Here is a 25,234-nt window from a genome sequence, read left to right as displayed (position 1 = left end):
CTTCAGGCTGTAGCCTGTCTATCGGAAACTGCGGCCGAGTCCGCATCCAGTTCAGGGCGTCGCCCCCCTAGCGGTGCGCGTAACACCATGGTTGTGCCATGGGGTTCCCGCACCATTAATTCCATGCTGCCACCCAATACCGTGAGTCGCTCACGAATGCCGCGCAGGCCAAAAGATTTCGGCTTGAGCAGATCCTCGGGCTGAAGCCCGCGACCATCGTCGCTGATCTCAAGCACGATCTCGTCGTACTCCTGCGTCAGGCGCACTTCAACGTGACTGGCCTGGGCATGTTTGGTTACATTCGTCAGCGCCTCCTGATAGGTTCTGAACAGCGCCAATGCCGTGTCTTCATCGGTTTCGATGTCGTGGTCTGCACACAGTACCGCGCAGGGAACCCCGGCGCGGTGCGTGAAGTCTTCTGCAAAGCTTTCAACTGCAGCGGCCAGCCCGAACTCCTTCAGAATGCCTGGACGCAACTCGCGAGCAACCCGGCCGGCCGTTGTGATGGCTTCGTCCAGCATGGTTTCGATGTCGCGCACGCGCTTTTTCAGAGCCTCGTCCTGTTCAAGTTTGCCTGCCAAAAGCTTGGCCGATATTTTGATGCCCACGAGGGTACCCCCGAGCACATCGTGTATGTCGCGGGCTATCCGATCCCGCTCATCTTCCTTGATGCGTTGCAGGTGCTCCGACAGTTCGGCGAGCTGGGCGCGTGAGTCGCGCAATTCTGCCTCGGCGCGACGACTCTGGGTTATGTTCCACATCACGCCTTCCCACAAGGTGACGCCATCATCAAGATAGCGGGGTGAGCAGCGGATGTTGATCCATTTCAGATCACCTCCTGGCAGCAGTACGCGACCTTCCCAGTTCAGGGTGGCGCTGCGCGAACCAGCCTGCTCCAGCGCAGAGCAGAAGCCGGCGCGGTCATCCTCGGTAATCAGTCCAAGAAGTGGATCCGGGCGCAACAGAAGTGCTTCTGACGATACTCCCAGCAGCATCTGGCTGGCTTCGCTCACATACAGAAAGCGCAGGTTGCCCGTCAGCGCGGCCTGCATCTGGAACAAAACCCCCGGGACATTCGCGGCCAAAGCGCGGAAACGTTCGTCGTTGGCCCGTACGGCCTCCAGTGCCATGCGTCGTTCGCGGCGGATCTGGGCTTCGCTGCGTTCACGGTCAATTACGGGAGCAAGCCGATCCAGCTTGTCCTTGCTCAGATAATCCTGCGCTCCCGCCTGCATCATGGCGCAAGCAGTTGCTTCGTCCAGCATTCCCGAAACGACGATGAAGGGAATGTCGGCCATGTAGTCCTGAACCGTCTTCAAGGCTTCCACTGCTGAAAAACCGGGCAAGGAATAATCCGATATCACTACATCCCAATCAGCTTCGCCGAGCGCTTTTTCCAGTGCGTCCAGGGCATTTACCTGGCGGCTTTCCAGCATATAGCCCTCCTTGCGCAGATGGCGCGCAAGAAGCAGGGCGTCGTTCTCATCATCTTCAACGAACAGGACGCGCAAAGGGGCAGAGCGTTGCGCAGACAACATGAAATCGAATCTCCTGATTCAGAGGAGACGAAGATAACATGCGAAGGTGCATGATGAATCCCAAAGATGAGCTATAATCCGCGCCCTGATTGGACTTCTGGTTGTTTTTGCCTTGGTCAGGCATGCAGTGCCGCTTTAGCTCAGTTGGTAGAGCAACCGCCTTGTAAGCGGTAGGTCGTCTGTTCGAGTCAGACAAGCGGCACCAAATTAGTTCTTGATTTTTAGAAGGTTGTAGCGCATAATCTTCTTTCTCTGACGCGGGGTGGAGCAGTCTGGCAGCTCGTCGGGCTCATAACCCGAAGGTCACAGGTTCAAATCCTGTCCCCGCAACCCAATACCTTCAGTAAAAAGCCCGGTCGAAAGACTGGGCTTTTTGCTTTGTACTTTAAGGGTTTGTCTAAAAAAATGCCGGTCACTTTCAATGACCGGCATTTTTGCGTTTCTGACTTCGAAAAGCGCCGTGACAGGCGAAAGATGGATGGGCCCAGGCCCAAACCTCCATTTTACGAATCATCCAGAGCGATGTTTGTGAAGAGGCCGCTGGCGGCGGTTTTCAAATCACTGCGCTGCAATGCTTGGAGCCTCTCCTCATGAAGGCTATGGGCTGACCGGCAATCGCATTGTTTCTGTCAGTCTTTTGTACAGATCCAGATAGCTTCTGGCTGCCACATCCCAGGAGAACTCCTGCTGCATCGCCCGACGCATGATTTTTTGCCAGACACCCGGTTGCTGATAGAGTTTGATTGCTTGGTGCATGGCAACACTCAGGGCATGGGCACTGGCTTCGACAAAACAGAATCCTGTCGCCTGATCTGCTTCAAGATGGGCTGCGCTGGCATTGACGACGGTGTCGGCCAGGCCGCCTACATGGCGTACCAAGGGTAAGCAGCCGTAGCGCAAGGCATATAACTGAGTGAGACCGCAGGGTTCGAAACGAGAAGGCATGAGCAGACTGTCTGCGCCGCTGATAATGCGATGGGCCAGAGCCTCGTCATAGGCAATGCGTACGGCAATCTGCCGCGGATGATTTTTGGCAGCCTCAATGAATGCGGTCTCAAGCGCGCTGTCACCGCTCCCCTGCACGACAATTTGAGCGCCAGCCTGCAACAGGGCTGGCAATGCGGCGAGGACCAGATCGAGCCCCTTCTGTGAAGTCAGACGGCTGACGACCCCAAACAGGAGTGCTTTTGCGTCCTGTGTCAGCCCCATCTCGGCTTGCAACCCGGCTTTGCACAAGGCTTTGCCGTCAAGCTGATCGGCAGAGTAAGGCGCGGCAATGCCGGTATCGTGTTCCGGATTCCATACCGCGTAGTCCACGCCATTGAGTACTCCGAAAACACAGCCGGCACGACTCTGGATCACACCTTCCAGACCACAGCCGAACTCCGGCGTAGCAATCTCGCGGGCATAACTGGTGCTTACCGTAGTGATGGCGTTCGCGAATTTCAGACCGGCTTTCATGAAAGAAAGCTGGCCGTGGTATTCGAGTGCGCTGGGTGCGGCAAAGCGCCCCGGCAGACCGAGCAAATGGAAGTCGTTCAGCGAGAACAGGCCTTGATAGGCCAGGTTATGCACCGTAAACACCCGGGCAGCTCGGGTTGGCAAGTGCTGGGCGATATACGCACAGGCCATTGCCGCATGCCAGTCATGAGCGTGGACGACGTCTGGCAGCCAGCCCGCATCCAGCTCGCCCGCAGCAAGCTGTGCCGCAACCCAGCCGAGCAAGGCGAAACGTTGCAGATTGTCGGGCCACTCGACTCCGGAGCTGCTCTGATAGGGACTGCCGCTGCGTCGATAGAAATAGGGCGCATCAACCACGTACACCGGCACATGACTGAACGGCATGTGTCCCCGGATCAGGCGTACTTTAGCCGCCCCGAATACAGCGCCGATTTCGCACACGAGCGTGGGGGACAGGACCGCGTCGAGAATGGGAGGCAGACCAGGCAGAAGCAGGCGTACATCCGTTCCTTGCCCGATCAGTGCTTGCGGCAAAGCGCCCAATACATCGGCCAACCCGCCCGTTTTTACCAGCGGAAATATCTCCGCCGCAACATGCAGAACTTTCATGACGATTGCAGGGCGATCAACATGTCGCGCGTCACCAGCGTTACACCTCCAGCCGTACGGTAGAACCGCTTGGCATCAAGTTCCGGGTCTTCGCCAATCACCATCCCATCAGGAATGATGCAGTCGCGATCGATCACGGTTTTGTTCAAACGTGCATTGCGTCCCACCTGCACCCCGGGCAACAGTACCGACCAGCTCACATAAGCATGCGAGTGCACTCGTACATTGCTGAAAAGAAGGGTACGCAGGACTTCACCAGACACGATGCAGCCGCCGGAGACGACTGATTCGGTTGCCGCTCCGCGCCTGCCCGGTTCATTGTGGACAAACTTGGCGGGCGGCAACTGCGCCTGGTAGCTCCAGATCGGCCAGTTGGTGTCATACAGGTTCAGTTGCGGCTCGGTCGCCGTGAGATCGATATTGGCATCCCAGTAGGCATCGACGGTGCCCACATCGCGCCAGTATGGAACCTCGCCGGCCCGATTGCGCACGCAACTGAGTGCGAACGGATGCGCGGCGGCATGCCCATGCCGCACCGCACGGGGGATGATGTCCTTGCCGAAGTCATGGCTGGAGTTGGGGTCGGCAAGGTCGCGCACCAGTTCCGCGTACAGATAGCTGGAGTTGAAAACATAGATCCCCATGCTGGCCAGCGACATCTCGGGGTTATCGGGCATGGCCGGCGGGACATCCGGCTTTTCAACAAAATCAATGATGTTGTTGTTCTCATCCACCGCCATCACGCCAAAATCACGGGCTTCCTTGCGGGGTACGGCGATGCATCCCACGGTGCACTCGCGCCCCTTGGCAACGTGGTCTGCGATCATCAGTGCATAGTTCTGCTTGTAGATGTGGTCTCCCGCCAGCACCAGCACATAGTCGGCGCTATAGCCGGAGATGATGTCCAGGTTCTGGAATACGGCGTCCGCCGTTCCGCTGTACCAGCGCTCATCTTCGGTGCGCTGCTGCGCAGGCAGAAGATCGATGAACTCGTTCATCTCGGGCTTCAGGAAGGCCCAGCCACGCTGCAGATGGCGCAGAAGGCTGTGCGACTTGTACTGGGTGATCACGCCAATGCGACGGATGCCCGAGTTGAGACAGTTCGACAGGGCGAAATCAACGATCCGGAACTTTCCCCCGAAATACACCGCGGGCTTGCAGCGGCGGTCGGTCAGGTTTTTCAGACGGCTCCCGCGTCCTCCGGCCAGCACCAAGGCAACCGTACGCTTTGGAAGATCAAGACTCTGCGCCAGGTCGGAGTAAGCCATTTGTTTTCCTTGTCCATTCGTTCAAAAAATGAAACAGCGGATACGAGCATGTAATGTGCCTGCATCAAGACAGCGCTATGACTATCATGCGCACAGAGCATGTACGGCCCCACTTGAGCAAGGCCCGCAAATTGCATGGATCAGAGTCTATTGCGCTCCATGCACCGAAACAAGGCGGGCGTGCGGGCATGTGGCAAATTTGTATCGTCTTGCCTGAAAATGACAAACAACAAACTGGATATCCCCAGCGGACTGATTCAAGGAGATGCCGTGAATACCCCGATCCCAGACTCCAGCACGGCCATGAACATGGCCATTGATGCGCAGTTGCTCAAGACCGTTGGTGTTGCAAGTCATGACGCCACTTCCACGGACCTGATGAAGGCTGTGGCGCAGGTCGCACGAGAACAGCTCTCCGAGCGCTGGGTGCAATCCCAGAGCGCTGATCGTGAGAACAAGGCGCGGCGCGTGTATTACCTGTCGATGGAGTTTCTGATCGGCCGAACCCTCTCGAATGCTCTGGGTGCGTTGCGCCTGACCAATGCGGCCTCCAAGAGCATGATGGACCATGCTCACACGCTCGAGGATGTAAGGGACCACGAACCCGACGCCGCACTGGGTAACGGTGGCCTGGGCAGGCTGGCGGCCTGCTTTCTGGACTCCATGGCCAACCTTGGTTTGCCGTCTTTTGGCTACGGTATCCGCTACGAGTACGGCATGTTCAAGCAGAAAATCGTCGGCGGCGCGCAGACCGAACTGCCTGATCCCTGGCTGGCCGATGGCACGCCCTGGGAATTCCCGCGTGCCGACATCAGCTTCCCGGTGCGCTTCGGCGGCTGGGTCGAGCACATTGGCGAGCGTGCCGTATGGCGCCACGCCGGCGAGGTGGCGGCCAAGGCCTACGACATGGTGATTCCGGGTTACGGTACGCAGAAAGTCAGCACCTTGCGGCTGTGGAAGGCCGTCGCCCCGGCTGACCTCGATCTGCAGGCTTTCAACGTGGGTGACTATGGCCGCGCCGCGCAGGTGAAGAACGAGTACGAGAACATTTCCTGGGTACTCTATCCGAACGACAGCACTCCGGCCGGGCGCGAGCTGCGCTTGCGCCAGGAATACTTCTTCGTTGCCGCCTCGGTGCGTGACATCCTGCTGCGCCACATTATGGAGCATGGCAGCCTGGCCAACCTGCACGAAAAGGTCGCGATTCATCTGAATGACACGCATCCGGCCATTGCCGTGGCCGAACTGATGCATGTGCTCTGTGACGAGCACAGCATGCCCTGGGCACAGGCTTGGAGCATCTGTCAGAAGACCTTCTCCTACACCAACCACACCCTGATGCCGGAGGCGCTGGAAACCTGGCCGGTCGGCCTGCTGCAGCACGTGCTGCCGCGTCATCTGGAAATCATCTTCCGCATCAATGCCGAATTTCTGGCCGAAGCCGAAAGGCGCCGTCCCGGGGATGTAGGCTTTCTGGCCCGCCTGTCACTGATCGACGAACACGGCGAGCGCCGCGTGCGCATGGCCAACCTCTCGGTGGTGGGGAGCCACATGATCAATGGCGTGTCAGCCCTGCACTCGGATCTGCTGATCAAGACGCTCTTCGCCGACTTCGCCTTCCTGTGGCCCGAGCGCTTCACCAACATGACCAACGGCATCACCCCGCGCCGCTGGCTCGCTCAAGCCAATCCGGGGCTGGCTGCGCTGCTGGACCAGAACATTGGCCCGGACTGGCGCAACCATCTCGATCTGCTCAAGCAGGTCGAGGCGAAAAAGGACGATGCCGCATTCCGCTCCGAATTCATGGCAATCAAGCGTGAAAACAAGGTCCGCCTGGCCGCGCTGATCGAGCGCACGACCGGCGTGAAGGTCAATCCGGCCAGCCTGTTCGATGTACAGATCAAGCGCATTCACGAGTACAAGCGTCAGCTGCTCAACGTGCTGCACGTGATCTGGCGCTACCAGGCCATCATTGCAGCGCCCGAGGCCGACTGGGTGCCGCGCGTCACGATCTTTGCGGGCAAGGCGGCCTCCGGCTATGCGGCGGCAAAATCCATCATCCGTTTGATCCACGACGTGGGCGAGATCATCAACAATGATCCGCGCATCGGCGACAAGCTCAAGCTCGTGTTCATCCCCAACTACGGCGTATCGGTGGCCGAAGTGATCATGCCGGGCGCAGATCTCTCCGAGCAGATCTCGACGGCCGGCACCGAAGCCTCCGGCACCGGCAACATGAAACTGGCACTGAATGGTGCGCTCACCATCGGCACCGATGACGGGGCCAATATCGAGATCCGCGAGAACGTCGGCGACGACAACATCTTCATCTTCGGCCTGCGCACACCAGAAGTGCAGGCCATGAAAAAAGGTGGTTACCAGCCGATGCGTCTCTACGAGAGCAATCCGGGCCTCAAGACGGTGCTCGACGCCATCTCTGGCGGCCAGTTCTCGCCGGACGAACCCGGGCGCTACCGCGGTCTGGTCGATGCCCTGCTGTGGGGCGGCGACCACTACATGCTGCTGGCCGATTACGCGTCTTATATCGATACACAGCTCAAGGTTGATGCCCTTTACGCGCAACCCGAGGCCTGGGCGAGCAAGGCCATCATCAACATGGCCAACATGGGCACGTTTTCCTCGGATCGCACGATTGCGCAATACGCCCGGGAAATCTGGAACATACCGGTGGCGCCCTGATGAATACCTGCCTGAAGAGCCGCGCGCAGCAGGGCTCTTCGGGCGGAGTGCCTGGACAGCAAGGCGGGGCAGGGGCCTTCGGGATGGGGCGCTGAAGATCCTTGTTGGAGGCGGCTCTTCAGGCAAGCAGGCTTTCATGCGCACAACAAGGCACATCGCAACCACGCAAGCGGAAATGGAATAAGCTCAAGGCATGCTGACCGACACTGATATCACCGCCCTCTGCGAAGCCCGCCACGACGACCCCTTCGCCATTCTGGGCCTGCACACCGGTGCCGGGGGCGGCTATCAGCTGCGCGCCTTCATCCCCGGCGCCGCAGCAATCAGCGTAGTGGATCGTGCGCGCAAGAAGCGGGGTGAGCTTGTCGCACGCCATCCGGCCGGCTTCTTTGAAGGTCCGGTCGACGCAAAGAAACCTTTTCACTATCGCTTGCGCGTCACCTGGCAGGACGGCAGCACGGTGACGCTCGAAGACCCCTACCGCTTTCCGCCCGTGCTCGGCGAAACCGATGCCTGGCTGCTCGGCGAAGGCTCGCACCTGCGCCCTTACGAAATCCTTGGCGCGCGCTGGTGCGAGATGGATGGCGTCACCGGCACCAGCTTCGCGGTGTGGGCGCCGAATGCCTCGCGCGTTGCCGTGCTCGGCGACTTCAACGGCTGGGACAATCGCCGCCACCCCATGCGCTTGCGCCGCGAATGCGGGGTGTGGGAAATCTTCCTGCCCGATGTGCCGGAAGGCGCGCATTACAAGTACGAGATCCGCGCTGCCAACGGCCACATTTTGCCGCTCAAGGCCGACCCTTACGCGCTGCAGAGCGAGCTGCGCCCCTCCACCGCGAGCGTGGTCAGCCATCTGCCGCCCGCCGTCGCGTCATCGCCCGAGCGTCAGCGCGCGAATGCACTTGACCAGCCGGTGAGCATCTACGAGGTCCATCTGGCTTCATGGCGGCGCAAGAACGACGGCCGCGACTGGCTGAACTGGGATGAACTCGCCGATCAACTGGTGTCCTACGCTGAGTGGATGGGCTTCACCCACCTGGAGCTGATGCCGATCAGCGAGCACCCCTTTGATGGTTCCTGGGGCTATCAGAGCATTGGCCTGTATTCACCGACCGCACGTTTTGGCGATACCGCTGGCTTCACCCGCTTTGTCGAACGGGCCCACGCTGCCGGCATCGGCGTGCTGCTGGACTGGGTGCCGGCCCACTTCCCGACCGACGCACACGGCTTGGCCAATTTTGATGGCACGCATCTCTATGAATACGCCGATCCGCGCGAAGGCTTTCATCAGGACTGGAACACCCTGATCTACAACTTCGGCCGTACCGAAGTGCGCAACTTCCTGATCGCCAACGCGCTGTACTGGCTGGAGCGCTATAACGTCGACGGTCTGCGCGTGGATGCCGTGGCTTCGATGCTCTATCGCGACTACAGCCGCAAAGAGGGCGAATGGATTCCGAACGCCCAGGGCGGGCGCGAGAATCTGGAAGCCATTGCCTTCCTCAAGCGCATGAACGAGATCGTTGGCGGCGAACGCCCACAGGCGATCACCCTGGCCGAGGAGTCGACCTCCTATCCTGCCGTGTCGCGCCCGACCTTCGCCGGCGGGCTGGGCTTCCATTACAAGTGGAACATGGGCTGGATGCACGACACCCTGCAATACATGGCGCGCGATCCGATCCACCGCAAGCATCACCACAACGAAATGAGCTTCGGGCTGGTCTATGCCTTCAGCGAAAATTTCGTCTTGCCGCTCTCACACGACGAAGTGGTGCATGGCAAGGGCTCACTGCTTGGCAAGATGCCCGGCGACCGCTGGCAGAAATTTGCCAACCTGCGCGCCTACTACGGCTTCATGTTCGGTCACCCCGGTAAGAAGCTGCTCTTCATGGGCGGCGAGTTTGCGCAGGAACGCGAGTGGAATCATGACCAGAGCCTGGACTGGCATCTGACCGGAGACGCCCTGCATGCCGGCATGCAGCATCTGGTACGCGACCTGAATCACTTCTACCGCAGCAGCGCTGCTCTGCATCAGCGCGACGTGGAGGGCGGCGGCTTCGAGTGGATCGAGCACAGCGATGCCGAGCACTCGATCTACAGCTTCATTCGCCACGGTCATGATGATGTGCGCCCGGTCGTGGTGGTGTGCAATTTCACGCCGACCGTGCATCGTGGCTACCGTCTGGGTGTGCCGCGCAGCGGCACCTACGCCGAACGTATCAATACGGATTCACAGCACTATGGTGGTAGCAACGTCGGTACACCCCTGGCAAGCAGTCAGTTCGTTCCTTGGCAGGGCAAGCCAGATTCGATCCTGATTGATCTGCCACCGCTGGCCACCGTTATCTTCGAGTGGCAGCCCTGAGGAGTCACGGATGGAACTGCATACCCTCCTGCCCGGCAAACCTTGGCCACTTGGCGCGCAAGCCGATGAAGGAGGCGTGAATTTCGCGGTGTTCTCGGCAAATGCCAGCGCTGTCTTTCTGTGCCTGTTCGACACCGACAGTGCCACCGAGCTGGCGCGCCTGCCGCTGCGCAGTCATACGCTCGACGTCTGGCACGGCTACCTGCCCGAAGCGAAACCGGGCCTCATCTACGGCTTGCGTTGCGAGGGGCCGTGGGCGCCGCAGGAAGGGCATTACTTCAATCCGGAAAAGCTGCTGCTCGACCCTTATGCCCGCGAAATTGTCGGCCGCTTCAACTGGGATGACGCGAACTTCTGCGCGATCCCGGAGAGCCATGAACAGCCGTGTCCCGAAGATAATGGTCCGTATGCGCTCAAGGCCCGCGTACCTGCCCCTGATACCTTCGACTGGGGCGACGACAAGCCGCCGGAGAGCAGTGCGGCCGACACGGTGATCTACGAGTTGCATGTCAAAGGCTTCTCGCAGCGCAACCTGGCCATCCCGGAAGCCTTGCGTGGCAGCTATGCCGGTCTGGCTCATCCGGCTTCGATTGCGCATCTGAAACGTCTGGGCGTAACAGCACTGAGCCTCCTGCCAGTGCATTACCACCTTGATGAACTGCGCCTCACCAGGATGGGGTTGGTGAATTACTGGGGTTACAACAGCCTCAATTTCTTTACACCTGACCCGCGCTACGCCAGCGGGGCAGAGGAGCTTTCCGTGCGCGACGAGTTCCGCTGCATGGTTCGCGCCATGCACGCCTCTGGCATCCGCGTATTCCTGGATGTGGTTTACAACCACACCGCCGAGAGTGACGCCACGGGCCCGAGCATCAGCTTTCGCGGACTGGACAACGCCAGCTACTACCGCCTGGACGCCAACAACAAGCGCATCTTCATCAACGACACCGGCTGCGGCAACACGCTCGATATCCGTCAGCCCAATGTATTGCGGCTCGTGCTGGACAGCCTGCGCTACTGGGTCAGCGAAATGCATGTCGACGGTTTCCGCTTCGACCTCGCTTCCATCCTTGGCCGGGACGACAACGGCTTCAATCCGCGCTCCGCGTTCTTCGCTGCGGTGGCGCAGGATCCCGTATTGTCGCGCGTGACGATGATCGCCGAGCCATGGGATATCGGTCCCGGCGGCTATCAGCTCGGCGGCTTCCCGCGCGGTTGGCATGAGTGGAACGACCGTTTCCGCGACACCATGCGCGCTTTCTGGCTGAACGCGCCGTGCACGCGTGGCGATTTCGCGATGCGCCTGTGTGGTTCGTCCGATCTGTTTCAGGCCAACCGCCGCGAGCCGCTGGCCTCGATCAACTACATCGTTTCACACGATGGCTACACCTTGCGCGATCTGCTCACCTACGCGGTCCGCCGTAATCAGGCCAACGGTGAAGACAACCGCGACGGTCACAACCACAACTTCAGCAACAACTGCGGTGAAGAAGGGCCCAGCACCGATCCGCTTGTGCTCGCCTTGCGCGCCCGGATGCAGCGGGTGCTGCTGGCCAGCGTGGTTTTCTCGCAAGGCATGCCCATGCTGGCCGCCGGTGATGAGCTTGGGCACAGCCAGCAGGGCAACAACAACCCTTACTGTCAGGACAACGAAACGACCTGGATCGACTGGGCCCGCGCCGATCAGGATCTGATTGCCTATACCGCCCGGCTGCTGGCGCTGCGTCGCAAGGCCATGCTTTTTGCCACCCACTGGTACCGGCGCGGTGTCGAGGATCTGCTCTGGCTGCGCAAGGATGGCGAGGCTCTGCACAGCCATGAGTGGCGCGACAACGGCGCTCGCACACTCGGTTGCCTGATCAATCATCCCGGGCGCGCCAGTGTGCCGTTGCTGTTGCTGATCAACGCCGAGCCTGTTGATTGCCATTTCACCTTGCCTGCCGGGGAATGGCGGGTGTGGCTGGACACGGCTGATACACGCGGCGAGCGCGACTGGCATGGTCCGGGCGAAACGCCTTTCCCGCTTGGCGCGCACAGCATGGTGCTGTTGGCTGCCGGTGGCGCAAAGCTTCATCTGTCATAAGTCAGGATAAGTTTCATGCGACTTCCTCGTGCCAGTGGCATCCTGCTCCATCCTACCTCGTTGCCGGGGCCGCACGGCTCGGGTGATCTGGGCATTGAGGCGCGCAAGTTCATAGACTGGCTTGCTGCCAGCGGGCAATCGCTGTGGCAGATCCTGCCGCTGGGGGGCATCGGCCCCGGCAACTCGCCCTACATGAGCAGTTCAGCTTTTGCGGGCAATGTATTGTTGATTGATCTGGCCGAGCTGCAGGCGCAGGGCTGGCTCCCTGCTGATCTCACGCCCGATCCGGGCTTCTCCGCGGGCAGCACCAACTTCGCCGCGGTGGTGCCTTGGCGCATGGCCCGCCTGAATGAGGCCGCGCTGAATTTCACCCTCGGCGCGAGCAGCGCCGCGCGCCAGGCCTATGCCGATTTCTGTGCCGCGCAGACTGACTGGCTGGATGACTACGCGTTGTTCATGGCACTGGCCGATCACTACGGCGGGCAGGACTGGTGCGACTGGCCTGCGCCACTCGCCAGACGAGAACCAGCGGCACTGGCCGAAGCGCGTATCGCCCACGCCGAGCGCATTCATTTCTGGAAGTTCTGCCAGTGCGCCTTCTTCCGCCAGTGGCACGCGTTGAAGGCCTATACCAATTCAAAAGGCATCCAGATCATCGGCGATGCACCGATCTTCATCGCTTACCAGAGCGCCGAAGTGTGGGCGCGGCCAGAGCTCTTCGAACTCGACGCTACAGGCAAACCAGAAGTGGTGGCCGGTGTGCCGCCTGACGCGTTCAGTACCGAAGGCCAGCGCTGGGGCAACCCGCTGTATCGCTGGCCTGCTCACGCTGCGGAAAACTACGCCTGGTGGATCACCCGCATCCGCCGCACATTCGAGCTGGTCGACATCGTGCGTATCGATCACTTCCGTGGCTTTGTGGATTACTGGGAGATCCCGGCCAGTGAGCCCAACGCCATAAAGGGGCGCTGGCTGCCCGGTCCGGGCGCCGCGCTGTTTGAAGCCATCGACGCTGCACTTGGGCCGCAGAAGATCATCGCCGAAGATCTCGGCATCCTCACCCCGGCGGTCGACGCACTGCGCCAGCAGTTCCGCCTGCCCGGCATGCGCATCCTGCACTTTGCCTTTGGCGGTGACAATAAAAACGCTTATTTGCCACACAACTACAGCCCGGACACGGTGGTCTATACCGGCACTCATGACAATGACACGACACGCGGCTGGTGGCACGAGATCAGCGAGATTGAGCGCCAGCATGTGCGTGACTACCTTGCCTGCAGCGGTGACGATATTCACTGGAGTTTGATCCGCGCGGCCTGCGCCAGTGTGGCTGATACAGCCATCCATCCCATGCAGGATGTGCTGGGGCTAGGCGGTGAGGCGCGGATGAACTTCCCGGGAAAATCTGAAGGCTACTGGCAATGGCGCTTCGACTGGGCGCAACTGCAGCCTCGGCATGGCGAGCTGCTGCTTCGGTTCTCCGAACTCTACCGACGCTGATTTTGCCCGGATGGCGCGACCAATAAAAAGCCGGAATCCTTGCTGTAAAAGGATTCCGGCTTTTAGAAGTCCTTGTTGGACTATGTTTTGGTGGGCCCCCCGAGAGTCGAACTCGGTACCAACGGATTCTGGTTTGTGTGGCTTTCGCCACTCCCTGGACTATGCCTTCACCATAGCTTTTGCCTTAGGTGGGTGCCGTCTAGTCTCTACACCTTCTGCAGCGTTTTCACGCTGAAGCTTGGCTCGGTGTTGCCATATGCGTTGCCGCACGTAGGTTTCGCCGAATTTGACACCATCCCGTACGCAGTTTCCAAACGTACGGCACAAATTTTATGAGTCCGCTGCTCTAACCAGGCGTGAGCTAGAGGCCCAAGCTTGTGCGGTCAGAGACCGCACAAACCCGTAAAACAAATCAACCTTCGCCGTCGAGGAAGCTGCGAAGCTTCTCGGAACGGCTGGGGTGACGCAGTTTGCGCAGGGCTTTGGCTTCGATCTGGCGGATGCGTTCGCGGGTTACGTCGAATTGCTTGCCGACTTCTTCCAGCGTGTGATCCGTGTTCATTTCGATACCGAAACGCATGCGCAGCACTTTGGCTTCGCGCGGCGTGAGCGAGTCGAGAATTTCCTTGGTGGTGTCCTTCAGTGACGAGTACAGCGCTGCTTCGGCCGGAGCCAGGGTAGCGGTGTCTTCGATGAAGTCGCCAAGATGGGAATCGTCGTCGTCGCCGATCGGGGTTTCCATGGAGATGGGCTCCTTGGAAATTTTCATGATCTTGCGAATCTTGTCTTCCGGCATCTCCATCTTGATCGCCAGCGTTGCGGGATCCGGCTCCGCACCGGTTTCCTGCAGGATCTGACGCGAGATGCGGTTCATCTTGTTGATCGTTTCGATCATGTGCACCGGGATGCGGATGGTGCGGGCCTGATCGGCGATCGAGCGCGTGATGGCCTGACGGATCCACCATGTGGCATACGTTGAGAACTTGTAGCCGCGGCGGTATTCGAACTTGTCCACCGCCTTCATCAGGCCGATGTTGCCTTCCTGAATCAGATCGAGGAACTGCAAGCCGCGATTGGTGTATTTCTTGGCGATGGAAATCACGAGGCGCAGATTGGCTTCGGTCATTTCGCGCTTGGCGCGACGCATCTTGGCCTCACCAGTACTCATCTGTTTGTTGATCTCCTTCAGATCCTTCAGGGGGATCTGAATGTGATTCTGCAGATCGATGAGTTTCTGCTGTTCTTCCAGAATGGCAGGCTGCATGCGCATCAGGACTGTGGCGTAAGCAGCGCCTGAGCTAATTTCGCCCTTGAGCCAGTCGAGATTGGTTTCGTTGCCCGGGAACACCTTGATAAAGTGGGCGCGCGACATGCCGGAGCGTTCCACGCACAGATCAAGGATCTTGCGTTCATGCTTGCGGACGTTTTCGACCATGTGGCGCACGCCGTCGCACAGGTTTTCAATCTGGCGAGCGGTGAAACGGATGTTCATCAGCTCGGCGCTGATCTGTTCGTGCAGTTTTTCGCAAGCTTTGTCGTGCGGGCCTTTTTTGACCAGCACGGGCATCATCTTGGTGTGCAGTGAGCGAATGATGTCAAAACGTTCAAGGGCTTCCGTCTTGAGTTGAAGCAGGGACGCTGTGACGGCCGCACTGGCTTTGCCTTCTTCGTCTTCTTCATCTTCCTCTTCGGCCTCAAGCTCTTCTTCTTCCTCTTCAGGAAGTTCGGCAGCAGCCTCGACGGCATTCGGATCGACCAGACCGTCAACCAGTTCGTCGATGCGCATCTCGTCTTTGGAAACCTTCTCCGCCATGCCGAGAATTTCAGCCATGGTGGATGGGCACGCCGAGATGGCGATCACCATGTGCTTGAGGCCTTCCTCAATGCGTTTGGCGATTTCAATTTCACCTTCGCGGGTGAGCAGTTCTACCGTGCCCATTTCGCGCATGTACATGCGCACCGGATCGGTTGTGCGACCAAAATCGGAGTCGACGGCGGAAAGCGCCTGCTCGGCTTCTTCTTCGGCGGCTTCGTCAACGGAGGCTGTGGCCACGTTGTCGGAGAGAAGAAGATCTTCTGCCGCAGGGGCGACATCAAAGACCCGGATGCCCATGTCGTTGAAGGTCGAGATGATCGATTCGATCTGCTCGGCGTCAACGAGGTCATCAGGCAGGTGGTCGTTGATCTCGGCGTAGGTGAGATAACCGCGTTCCTTGCCCAGCGCAATCAGGTTCTTCAGGCGGGTGCGGCGGACTTCAGCGTCGTTGCTATTGTCCAGCGGCGCGATCTCAAGGGGCAGATCCTTGCTCTTGTCCTTGCCCCGCCCCGGCTTCGCCTTGGGGAGATCTTTGCGCGTTTCTTTTGCTTTTTCCTTGGCCATCAGGGTCCTCGGTTCAAGGGCGGGTTAATTCTGGGAAACCGTAAATTTTAGTCGATCAGGCTGACTTTTGTCCAGACCTAAGCGTCTGTTTTTGTGCAGAAAGCGCCTTGAAATGCAGCATTTCTTCCTGGTTAAGGCGTTCGCCTTGCTGGATGCGCTGTGTCAATTCTGCGTGCTCGTGATTGAGCAGGGCTATGCGTAGATTGATAATGTGCCCCTCCAGTTCCTCGCGCGCTGCCGCATCGTCTGCGCGCGCTTCATCGGAGGCTTGCAGGAGTTCGCCGAGAATGAATTTTTGGGTTTCGTCCTGGCAGGATTCAAACAGGGCAGCAACGGTCGAGGTGCTGAAGCCGTGGTGATCGTGGGCATCCAGGAATGTTTGCAGGATGCTTGCCTCGGGGCCGTCGCCGGCCAGGCTGACCGCATCGGCTGGCAGATGTTCGATCAGTTGTGGTTGAGTGCCGAGCAGGCGCAACATTTGGCGTAGCGGGCCGGCGGGGGCTGTGCGGCGGCCTGCAGGGCGTGCCGCTGCTTTATTGCGGGGGCTTGTGACGCGGAGGCCCAGTGCGCGTGAAACCTCATCGGAACTCATCTCGACGTCCTGGGCGAGCATGCGTACTGTCTGCAGTTGCAGCACCGGAGCAGAAATTTTAGGAATGAGCGCTTTGGCTTCGTGCACAAGCTTGGCTCGATCCTCGGCGGTAGCGAGATTCAGTTCGCCACGCAGTTCGCGCAGCAGGAATTCCGATAGCGGCAGTGCGTCGTGAATCGCACGGTGAAAGGCTTCCAGCCCCTGCTCGCGCACGAAGCTGTCCGGGTCGTGTTCGGGGGGCAGGAACAGGAAGCGGACTTCGCGATCATCAGCAAGTTGATCCAGGCAGGATTCCAGGGCGCGCCGCGCGGCCTTGCGGCCGGCTTTGTCGCCGTCAAAGCAGAAAACGACCCGTTCTGACTGGCGGAACAGTTTCTGGATGTGGGTGGCTGTGGTGGCGGTGCCCAGTGTGGCGACGGCGCTGCCGAAGCCGTACTGTGCCAGAGCGACGACATCCATGTAGCCTTCGACTACCACCACCACACCGCTTTCGCGAATGGCTTGGCGCGCCTGGAACAGGCCGTAGAGCTCGCGCCCTTTTTCAAACAGCGGCGTTTCCGGTGAGTTCAGGTATTTGGGTTCGCCCTGGCCGATGACCCGGCCGCCAAAGCCAATGATGTTGCCGCGCTGGTCGAGAATCGGGAACATTACGCGGTCGCGAAAGCGGTCGTAGCGACGTCCTGCCTCATTCTGGATAACCAGTCCAGCCTCCAGCAGGGCTGGGCTGTCGTAATCATTCGGGAATACGGCATGCAGGCCCTGCCAGTCATCCGGGGCGTAACCGATTCCGAAGCGGGCGGCGATCTCGCCGGTCAGGCCGCGCTGCTTGAGGTATTCGATGGCTTTTTGGGAGTGCTTGAGCTGTTCGCGATAAAAGCGTGTGGCGCGCCCCATGACGTCGAGCAGAGAGCTGATCTGGGCGCGATCCTGTTGCGGTGCGTTGTCTTCCGGGATCTTAAGGCCGGCTTGCTGGGCGAGATCCTTGATGGCTTCCGGGAAAGACATGCCGCTGTATTCCATCAGAAATCCGATGGCGGTGCCGTGTGCTCCGCAGCCGAAGCAGTGATAGAACTGCTTCGTCGGGCTAACCGAAAACGAGGGGCTCTTCTCGTTATGAAAGGGGCAGCAGGCCATGTAATTGGCGCCGCCTTTCTTCAGTGGAACGTAGCGTTCGATCAGGCTGACGATGTCGGTGCGCGCCAGAACATCCTGAATGAACGACTCGGGAATCATTCCTGCTCCAAAAACGATGGCCTCGCCGCTGATGCGGTGAGGTGTTGGCAGATCAGGCCTTGGTGGCCAGTGCGGTCTTTACGCGTGCAGAGACGGCGCTCATGTCAGCGCGGCCTGCCAGCTTCGGCTTGAGAGCGGCCATCAGCTTGCCCATGTCGGCCGGGCCGGTGGCGCCCGCCTCGCTGATCGAGGCGCTGATTGCCGCGTCGATTTCTGCGTCCGACAGGGCGGCAGGCATGTACGCCGACAAAACGGCGATTTCAGCTTTTTCCGCGTCTGCCAGATCCTGGCGGTTGGCTGCCTCGTACTGACTGACAGAGTCGCGGCGCTGCTTGATCAGCTTTTCGGTAATGGCAATCACGGCTGCGTCGTCCAGCGTGATGCGCTCGTCGACTTCGCGTTGCTTCATGGCGGCCATCAGCAGACGGATTGCGCCGAGTTTGGCGGTTTCCTTGGCGCGCATGGCGGACTTCATGTCCTCGGAAATGCGTTCTTTCAGACTCATGAGGTGAATCTCCAGTGTGCATGAACACAAAAACCCGGCCGCCCTGAGGGCTCCGGGTTTTGCTTCTACCGCTTGCGGGAGAGCGTCGCGGACGACGCTCGACCGATCAGTACATCTTCGGCGGCAGGGTCTGGCTGCGCAGACGCTTGTGCAGACGCTTGACGGCCGCAGCCTTCTTGCGCTTGCGCTCGGTCGTGGGCTTTTCGTACGACTCGCGAGCACGCAGTTCGGTCAGCGTGCCAGCCTTTTCGATGGTGCGCTTGAAGCGGCGGATGGCGACTTCAAACGGCTCGTTTTCCTTAACGCGTACACCAGGCATTCTGTATTCCTTGCTGGACAAACTATGAGAAGAGCTCGCCAGTCTATCCGGAAGTTTGCAAAATTCCAAGCATCTTGTTCAGGACTGTCAAGCGCGATGGGATAAAATCGGCCGCATGATGAAGCCCCAACTCGTTCTTGGCATCGAAAGCTCCTGCGACGAAACCGGTATTGGTCTGGTCGATACTGAGCGTGGTCTGCTTGCGCACCGGGTATTTTCGCAGATCGACATGCACGCGGCCTATGGTGGTGTGGTGCCGGAATTGGCCTCGCGCGACCATGTGCGGCGCATCGTGCCGCTGATTCGCGAGACCATGGCGGCGAGCGGGCATTCCCTGCAGGAACTGGATGCGATTGGTTACACCACCGGTCCCGGCCTGGCGGGCGCGCTGCTGGTCGGGGCGAGCGTGGCCGAATCCCTGGCTTTGGCGCTGAACATTCCGGCGATTCCGATTCACCATCTGGAAGGGCACCTGCTTTCGCCGATGCTCTCGGCTACGCCGCCGGTTTTCCCCTTTGTGGCATTGTTGGTGTCAGGTGGGCATACCCAGTTGATGCGTGTAGGCGCTGTTGGCGATTACGAATTGCTTGGTGAAAGTGTGGATGATGCCGCCGGCGAGGCTTTTGACAAGACGGCCAAGCTGCTCGGTTTGCCTTATCCGGGCGGGCCGATCCTGTCGAAACTGGCGGGGCAGGGCGAGGCAGGCAAATTCAAGTTGCCGCGTCCGATGAAAAGCTCCGGCGACCTGATGTTCAGCTTCAGCGGCTTGAAGACCGCGGTGCTCACGGCCACGAAGAAACCGGATTTTTCCGAGGCGCAGATTCCTGATCTGGCGGCCGAATTCCAGGAGGCCGTGGTGGATGTGCTGTGCGCCAAGGCCAAGGCTGCGCTGGCGCAAACCGGCCTGTCGCAGCTGGTAGTGGCGGGAGGCGTGGGTGCCAATGCGCGTCTGCGCGAGCGCCTGACGAAAGATGTCGGCAAGCGTGGCGGCCAAGTCTATTTCCCGGAACTGGAATACTGCTCGGACAATGGGGCGATGATTGCCTTTGCCTGCGCGATGCGGGTCAAGGCGGGCAAGGCGGTGTCGAGTGAAATGGGCGCTTTCGCAATCAAGCCGCGCTGGCCCTTGGCCGAAATTTCCGGGTAACCCGCCTTCCTGCAGAGGCACTTCCAGCAAGGCGCTTCGGCGAGGCTTCGTGGAAAACCGCGCTGGGTGCGGTTTTCCAAAGGGCATGCCTGTAGCTCAAGGCAGGGGGCGGGTCTTCAGCCGGCGCTGTCCTCAGGGGTTTCTGCTGGGGTTTTTTTCTTGCTGCCGATCTTGCTCTCTTCTCCCTTGATCAGGCGGCGGATGTTGTCCTTGTGACGCCAGATCAGCACGGTCACCATGGCCATCACTGCCACCGTCCAATACTCCGATCCGGTAATGCCACGGGTCAGTGCCGGGGCGGCTATTGCAGCAACGACAGCGGCCAGCGAGGAGTAACGCGAAATCAATGCGGTAGCCAGCCATACCAGCAGCACCGCGCCGCCCAGCAGCGGGTTGATTCCCAGCAGCACGCCGGCTGCGGTGGCCACGCCCTTGCCGCCCTTGCCCCGCAGGAAAGCCGAGAACACGTGGCCGAGGAAGACGGCCACCGCAATCAGCGCCAGATCTGTGGCACCGAGGCCGATGGGGGCGGCAAACGCACGGGCAGCCCATACCACCAGGCCCCCCTTGGCCGCATCGCCGATCAGGGTCAGCAGAGCGGCAGTTTTGTTGCCGCTGCGCAGGACATTGGTGGCGCCGGGGTTGCCGGAGCCGAAACTGCGTGGGTCGGTCAGGCCCATGGCGCGGCTCACGACCACAGCAAACGGGATGGAGCCAATCAGGTAGGCAGCAAGCAGCAGGGGTAGAATCAGCGACATTTCTCAAATGGGCCACAGGCCGGGTTGGTCATTCATGGATTTCATTTTCATCGAAGGCATGCTGGTCGACGCACACGTCGGCATTTATCCGCGTGAGCGCTCGGCGGCTCAAGCGCTGGAAATCAACATGACTTTCGGTGTGCCCGATGCAGCGGCAGAGCGCGATGATATCGCGGACACCATCAGTTATGACCTGGTTGTCGACAGAATTCGTGAAGTGCTGGCGCAACGTCAATTCAATCTGCTCGAAACCCTGGGCGAATTCGTGGTGGCGCTGATGTTCGAAGAATTCAACGCCCCGTGGGTGCGGGTGTCGATTGCCAAGCCCGGCGTGTTGCGTAATGTGCGCCGGGTCGGGGTGTATATCGAACGCGGTCGCAATGGTGATGGCCCGCCGGCCGCCGGTGCGCTGCAGATGGGCATGCCGCGTAGTTGAATGGCTGGGCTGTACCGATGAAAAAAAGGCGACCGTCTGGTCGCCTTTTCTGTTTCTGACCGCCGCAGATTTATTTGATCAGCAGAGAGTCCAAGCTCTGGCCTGCCGACAGCGCTGCGCCCACCCACAGCGGCTGGCGGCCACGGCCGGTCCACACCTGCGAAGCGTCGGCCGGGTTGCGATACTTCGGAGCGACCTTGCCCTTGACCTTGCCGGCGACCTTCTTGGCGCGCGGAGCCTTGGCAGCAGCAGCCTTGCCCGGTTTTCCGCCGAGCAGCGTATCCAGCGACATGCCGTGCTTGGCTGCGACAGCCTTCAATTCCTTCAGCGCTTTTTCCTTGGAATTGCTGGCGCGCTTGGTGATTTCTGCCTTGATGGCGACGACGGCCTGATCGAGATCCTTGTCGGAAGCCTTGTTCAATTGGGATTTGGTCAGCAGCATATTTTTCCTTTTTCCGTTGCAATGGTCGGCCTGATTAAGAACTCAAGAATATGGCCGGCCGATTCGTATGGGCTCCGCTTGAATTTATTGAATGTTGCGTAGCGGATGCCAAGGGGCCAATTTTGCCACCAATATTTAAATCAACGCAAATCATCGTTTGAATGGAGGTATTCCTGAGGGCAATAGCCTGCCTGCCCTGTGGAATATGTCACGCACGCGGATGATGAATTTGATGCAGTTGTTTCAGGCGTTCCCGGGCGACGTGTGTGTAAATCTGGGTGGTTGAAATATCTGCATGACCCAGCAGCAATTGCACCACACGCAAATCGGCGCCGTGGTTCAGCAAATGTGTGGCGAAGGCGTGACGCAGTGTGTGTGGCGAAATCTGGTTTTCGGCGATTCCGGCTTGGCGGGCATGCTGCTTGATGGTGTTCCAGAACATCTGGCGGCTCATGGCACTGCCGAAGCGGGTCAGGAAAACCTCATCACAAGGGGTTTTCAGAAGTGCCGGGCGGGCTTCCTGCAAATAGCGCCGAACCCATTCCAGCGCCCATTCGCCCAAAGGTACCAGTCGTTCTTTGGCGCCCTTGCCGGTGATGCGTACGAGGCCCTGATTCAAATCCATTTCCGAAATTTTCAGATTTACCAGTTCCGAAACCCGCAGACCGCTGGCGTAGATGGTTTCAATCATCGCCCGGTCACGCAGTCCGAAAGGCGATTCAATATCCGGTGCGGCGAGCAGATTCTCGATCTGGGTTTCGCTGAGCGTTTTCGGGAAGCGCTCAACCGTAGCCGGATTGCCCAGATCCAGCGTCGGATCCTGCTGGATGCGCTGATTCAGCAATTGCAGGCGATAAAAGCGCCGCAGCGCCGACATGATGCGGCGCTGGGTGGAGGGTTTGCTGCGCGAGGAAATTTCAGCGAGATATTGCGCCAGTTCCTGCTGACTGGCATGGACGAGCTCGCTGGCTGAATGTGCCTGCAGCCAGAGGGCAAACAGATTCAAATCGCTGCGGTAGGATTCCAGCGTGTTTTTTGCAAGCCCGTCCTGTAGCCACACATCGTCAATGAAGGCGTCGATATCGGGATGTGTGCTGCCCGCCGCAGCCATCTAGAGTGCGCCTTCGTGCTGCAGCAGCCAGCGCTTGGTGTCCAGCAGCCAGCCGTTCTGCGCGTGGGCAAAGCCGCCCAGCCCGGTTTTGGCCAGAACCCGGTGACAGGGCGTAATCAACGGAAAGGGATTGGCGCCGCAAGCCTGGCCGACGGCGCGTGGTGCCGAAACCAGAATCTCCGCCAATTCACCATAATTACGTGTGCAACCTGCCGGAATGCTGCGAATGGCGTGCCAGACGCGTTGCTGAAAGGCTGTGCCGCACGGTGCGAGTGGCAAGGAAAGGGTGTGCTGAGGGCTCGTTAGATACTGCTCGATCTGGGCGATAAATGATTTTGCCAGTGCATCGCTGGCAATTTCAGGTGTGGCATCCAGCGGCAGGAAAAGAATTTCTTCAATCAGGCCCGCCGCATTCTGACGCATGCCCAGATGGCAGGTCGGCAGGCTGGCCAGCACGCGGACGTGGCTCATTTGCGTCAGCCTTTACGCCCCAGCAAGGCGTCGCGCAGGGATTCCTGCGGTACATGTTCGCCCAGCCATATTTTCAGCAAGGCGGCGTAAAAATCTTCGCCGGGAATATCGGCACCTTTTTGCTCATTGCCGACATAAACCCGCGTGCCGCTGGCGGGAAAATAATCCAGACGGATGCGGGTTTTCTCCGGCGCCTTGCCAATGCCGAGCATGATGCCGCGCAGGGTTTCAATGCGCGGATTGAGTTTCTCAAGTTCGGCGGCGCTGTGATTCTTGTGCACGAATTCAATCAGGGCGTCGGCCAGCTGTTCGGCCGTCAGGTCGCGCAGCGTGACCAGCTGGATCCGGCGCGGCCCCTTGCTGGCGAGGACGCCGGCCGCCGTGTCGATCTTCTGTGGCAGGTAAAGGCCCATTGCATAGGCCTTGAATACCAGCTTGTTGCGCATGCCGGCGCCGTTGAGCACGAGCTCGCTGTCACCGAGACGGGTTTTCTCCTCGAAGCTGACGCCTGCCACATCCATCGCCAGCGCGCTGGCACTCAAGCCAAACAGGGTGATTTGCAACAGCAGCGGTTTCAGGCGCATGGGGGAGGCTCTCAGATGGGCAGCCAGCGCACGGCCAGACCGATGATGGCCAGGACCAGGCCCATCCAGTACAAGGCGGTGCCGACCGGGTACAGGAATTTGTGCACGCTGTGCAGCGGCGCAAACCGCCAGAACGGGACGCCAGGCCTGCGGAAATTCTTCCAGCTGGCCAGTGGCAGGATGATGGCGGTGACCATCAGGAGGGTGGAAATTCCTTCACGCGTCATTTGCGAACTTCTCCGTTGCCGAACACGATCCATTTCTGTGAGGTGAGGCCTTCCAGACCGACCGGGCCACGGGCGTGAATCTTGTCGGTCGAGATGCCGATTTCGGCACCCAGCCCGTATTCAAAGCCGTCGGCAAAGCGGGTGGAGGCATTCACCATCACCGAGGCCGAGTCCACTTCACGCAGAAAGCGCATGGCGTGGCTGTAATTCTCGGTCACGATGGATTCGGTGTGCTGCGAACTGTAGGTGTTGATATGGTTGATCGCGGCATCCAGTCCGGCCACGACCTTGATGGCGATGACCGGTGCGAGATATTCCTCGCTCCAGTCCGCTTCGGTCGCCTCCTTCAAGAGCCGAGTCAGGCTTGGGTTTGCGGATAGTATGGCCAGAGACTCAGGACAGCAGCGCATCTCCACTCCCTTGCTCTCGAACATGGCGCCAATGGCCGGTAACAGGGCAGGGGCTTGCGAGCGGGCCACCAGCAGCGATTCGGCCGTATTGCAGGTGCCGTAGCGCTGGGTCTTGCTGTTCTCCACGATGGGCAGGGCCTTGGCGGCATCGGCCGCGTCGTCCAGATAGACGTGGCAGTTGCCATCCAGATGCTTGATCACCGGCACGCGGGCGTCGCGGCTGATCCTTTCGATCAGGCCCTTGCCGCCGCGCGGCACGATCACATCCACAAACGCGGGCATGGTAATCAGTTCGCCTACTGCGGCGCGATCGGTGGTTTCCACCACTTGCACGCCCGCCGCGGGCAGGCCGGCTTCTTCCAGCCCCTCGCGCACGCAGGCGGCAATCGCCTGATTGCAGTGCAGGGCTTCCTTGCCTCCGCGCAGAATAGCCGCGTTGCCGCTCTTCAGGCAGAGCCCGGCGGCATCTGCTGTTACATTCGGACGAGCTTCGTAAATGATGCCGATGACGCCCAGCGGCACACGCATGTGACCCACCTGGATGCCCGAGGGGCGACGTTTTACATCGGTGATTTCGCCGACCGGATCGGGCAGGGAGGCAATCTGCTCAAGCCCGGCGGCCATGGTTTCAACGCCTTTGGCCGTGAGGGTCAGGCGGTCGAGCATCGCGGGCTCAAGGCCGTCAGCGCGGGCCTGCTCGAGGTCGCGCGCATTGGCGGCGAGGAGTTCGCCGGCGCGCTCGCGGATCTTCGCGGCGATGGCGCACAGCGCGGTGTTCTTGGCTTCGGTCGAGGCGGCCGCCATCAGGCGCGAGGCGGCGCGGGCCTGGCGGCCGAGATCCTGCATGTAATTCTTGATATCCATGTGCAAACCAGAAGTGACGCCGGGTGGGAGGCGTGATTAGAGCATTGTCGCGGATTCTGGGAAAGCGCGATGAAGCGCTGCGACGCGTGAGGGAACGGTCCGGGCAGCCGCACTGCGCCTTGTTCTGCCGCATGCCTGCCTGAAGAAGGCCGCTGCGCGCGGGTCCCGGGCGGGTGCTGCACTTGCTCCGCAAGCGAGCCTTGACGGTGCGCAGGCGTCGCGCCAAACTGC

20 protein-coding genes and 2 tRNA genes are annotated in these 25,234 nt (G+C 59.9%); 8 read left to right on the top strand and 14 right to left on the bottom strand.

Annotation, left to right across the window (positions count from 1 at the left end):
* Positions 1-2: 2 nt before the first annotated feature.
* Positions 3-1,538, bottom strand: coding sequence for a histidine kinase (locus Q9Q94_RS01055; protein ID WP_305978167.1), 1,536 nt, complete (start codon positions 1,536-1,538; stop codon positions 3-5).
* Positions 1,539-1,667: 129 nt separating this feature from the next.
* Here Q9Q94_RS01055 and Q9Q94_RS01050 point away from each other — a divergent pair.
* Positions 1,668-1,743 (top strand) — tRNA-Thr (locus Q9Q94_RS01050).
* A 51-nt stretch (positions 1,744-1,794) separates the two neighbouring features.
* Positions 1,795-1,868, top strand: a tRNA-Met gene (locus Q9Q94_RS01045).
* A gap of 267 nt (positions 1,869-2,135) precedes the next feature.
* On the opposite strand, the gene glgA is transcribed toward Q9Q94_RS01045, so the two are convergent.
* Together glgA and glgC are read right to left on the bottom strand one after the other, a co-directional pair.
* Positions 2,136-3,608 (bottom strand): glycogen synthase GlgA, encoded by a 1,473-nt coding sequence (glgA, locus tag Q9Q94_RS01040; protein WP_305978166.1) that lies wholly within the window; start codon positions 3,606-3,608, stop codon positions 2,136-2,138.
* Positions 3,605-4,876 (bottom strand): glucose-1-phosphate adenylyltransferase, encoded by a 1,272-nt coding sequence (glgC, locus tag Q9Q94_RS01035; RefSeq protein ID WP_305978165.1) that lies wholly within the window; start codon positions 4,874-4,876, stop codon positions 3,605-3,607. Before glgC ends, glgA begins: the two co-directional genes overlap by 4 nt.
* 270 nt (positions 4,877-5,146) lie before the next feature.
* On the opposite strand from glgC, the gene Q9Q94_RS01030 reads away from it, so the two are divergent.
* The 4 genes from Q9Q94_RS01030 to malQ all read left to right on the top strand — a co-directional run bounded on the left by Q9Q94_RS01030 (position 5,147) and on the right by malQ (position 13,524).
* Positions 5,147-7,576 (top strand): glycogen/starch/alpha-glucan phosphorylase, encoded by a 2,430-nt coding sequence (locus tag Q9Q94_RS01030; RefSeq protein ID WP_305978164.1) that lies wholly within the window; start codon positions 5,147-5,149, stop codon positions 7,574-7,576.
* Between the two features lie 193 nt (positions 7,577-7,769).
* A complete protein-coding gene (glgB, locus tag Q9Q94_RS01025; protein ID WP_305978163.1) occupies positions 7,770-9,941 on the top strand; it encodes a 1,4-alpha-glucan branching protein GlgB in 2,172 nt (723 codons plus the stop codon).
* A 10-nt stretch (positions 9,942-9,951) separates the two neighbouring features.
* Positions 9,952-12,024, top strand: coding sequence for a glycogen debranching protein GlgX (gene glgX / locus Q9Q94_RS01020; RefSeq protein ID WP_305978162.1), 2,073 nt, complete (start codon positions 9,952-9,954; stop codon positions 12,022-12,024).
* Positions 12,025-12,039: 15 nt separating this feature from the next.
* On the top strand, positions 12,040-13,524 hold the full coding sequence (malQ, locus tag Q9Q94_RS01015; protein ID WP_305978161.1) for a 4-alpha-glucanotransferase: 1,485 nt from the start codon (positions 12,040-12,042) through the stop codon (positions 13,522-13,524).
* A 412-nt stretch (positions 13,525-13,936) separates the two neighbouring features.
* On the opposite strand, the gene rpoD is transcribed toward malQ, so the two are convergent.
* The 4 genes from rpoD to rpsU form a co-directional block, all read right to left on the bottom strand.
* Complete coding sequence (gene rpoD / locus Q9Q94_RS01010; RefSeq protein WP_305978160.1) at positions 13,937-15,904, bottom strand: RNA polymerase sigma factor RpoD; 1,968 nt, start codon at positions 15,902-15,904, stop codon at positions 13,937-13,939.
* 55 nt (positions 15,905-15,959) lie between these two features.
* Positions 15,960-17,729: a DNA primase gene (gene dnaG / locus Q9Q94_RS01005; RefSeq protein ID WP_305978159.1), complete on the bottom strand. Its 1,770-nt coding sequence runs from the start codon at positions 17,727-17,729 to the stop codon at positions 15,960-15,962.
* A gap of 52 nt (positions 17,730-17,781) precedes the next feature.
* Complete coding sequence (locus Q9Q94_RS01000; protein WP_305978158.1) at positions 17,782-18,234, bottom strand: GatB/YqeY domain-containing protein; 453 nt, start codon at positions 18,232-18,234, stop codon at positions 17,782-17,784.
* A gap of 106 nt (positions 18,235-18,340) precedes the next feature.
* Complete coding sequence (gene rpsU, locus Q9Q94_RS00995; RefSeq protein WP_305978157.1) at positions 18,341-18,553, bottom strand: 30S ribosomal protein S21; 213 nt, start codon at positions 18,551-18,553, stop codon at positions 18,341-18,343.
* A 115-nt stretch (positions 18,554-18,668) separates the two neighbouring features.
* Between rpsU and tsaD the strand changes: the two genes are divergently transcribed.
* The gene (gene tsaD / locus Q9Q94_RS00990; RefSeq protein WP_305978156.1) at positions 18,669-19,700 is read left to right on the top strand and encodes a tRNA (adenosine(37)-N6)-threonylcarbamoyltransferase complex transferase subunit TsaD; all 1,032 of its coding nucleotides are present in this window, start codon (positions 18,669-18,671) and stop codon (positions 19,698-19,700) included.
* Between the two features lie 116 nt (positions 19,701-19,816).
* Here the strand turns inward: tsaD and plsY are convergent, their stop codons facing one another.
* Positions 19,817-20,458, bottom strand: coding sequence for a glycerol-3-phosphate 1-O-acyltransferase PlsY (plsY, locus tag Q9Q94_RS00985; protein WP_305978155.1), 642 nt, complete (start codon positions 20,456-20,458; stop codon positions 19,817-19,819).
* A 34-nt stretch (positions 20,459-20,492) separates the two neighbouring features.
* Between plsY and Q9Q94_RS00980 the strand changes: the two genes are divergently transcribed.
* Positions 20,493-20,894, top strand: coding sequence for a dihydroneopterin aldolase (locus Q9Q94_RS00980; protein WP_305978154.1), 402 nt, complete (start codon positions 20,493-20,495; stop codon positions 20,892-20,894).
* 70 nt (positions 20,895-20,964) lie between these two features.
* Here the strand turns inward: Q9Q94_RS00980 and Q9Q94_RS00975 are convergent, their stop codons facing one another.
* From Q9Q94_RS00975 to Q9Q94_RS00950, 6 genes are all read right to left on the bottom strand, one after another.
* Positions 20,965-21,336, bottom strand: coding sequence for an H-NS histone family protein (locus Q9Q94_RS00975; RefSeq protein WP_305978153.1), 372 nt, complete (start codon positions 21,334-21,336; stop codon positions 20,965-20,967).
* A 208-nt stretch (positions 21,337-21,544) separates the two neighbouring features.
* Entirely contained in the window at positions 21,545-22,447 is a 903-nt protein-coding gene (gene xerD / locus Q9Q94_RS00970; protein WP_305978152.1) for a site-specific tyrosine recombinase XerD, read from the bottom strand.
* Positions 22,448-22,918, bottom strand: coding sequence for a methylated-DNA--[protein]-cysteine S-methyltransferase (locus Q9Q94_RS00965; protein WP_305978151.1), 471 nt, complete (start codon positions 22,916-22,918; stop codon positions 22,448-22,450). It abuts the gene before it with no gap.
* A 5-nt stretch (positions 22,919-22,923) separates the two neighbouring features.
* The gene (locus tag Q9Q94_RS00960; RefSeq protein ID WP_305978150.1) at positions 22,924-23,502 is read right to left on the bottom strand and encodes a chalcone isomerase family protein; all 579 of its coding nucleotides are present in this window, start codon (positions 23,500-23,502) and stop codon (positions 22,924-22,926) included.
* Positions 23,503-23,513: 11 nt separating this feature from the next.
* Positions 23,514-23,729: a hypothetical protein gene (locus Q9Q94_RS00955; protein WP_305978149.1), complete on the bottom strand. Its 216-nt coding sequence runs from the start codon at positions 23,727-23,729 to the stop codon at positions 23,514-23,516.
* Positions 23,726-25,003 carry a glutamate-5-semialdehyde dehydrogenase gene (locus Q9Q94_RS00950; protein WP_305978148.1) on the bottom strand — a complete coding sequence of 426 codons (1,278 nt, stop codon included), beginning with the start codon at positions 25,001-25,003 and terminating at the stop codon, positions 23,726-23,728. The genes Q9Q94_RS00955 and Q9Q94_RS00950 overlap by 4 nt, the downstream gene beginning before the upstream one ends.
* Positions 25,004-25,234 lie beyond the last annotated feature (231 nt).

It is taken from the genome of Uliginosibacterium sp. 31-16 (assembly GCF_030730865.1).
In the GTDB taxonomy this organism is placed as follows: domain Bacteria; phylum Pseudomonadota; class Gammaproteobacteria; order Burkholderiales; family Rhodocyclaceae; genus Uliginosibacterium.
Note: the sequence above shows the minus strand (reverse complement) of the source record. Positions and strands in the feature narration are given on the sequence as shown.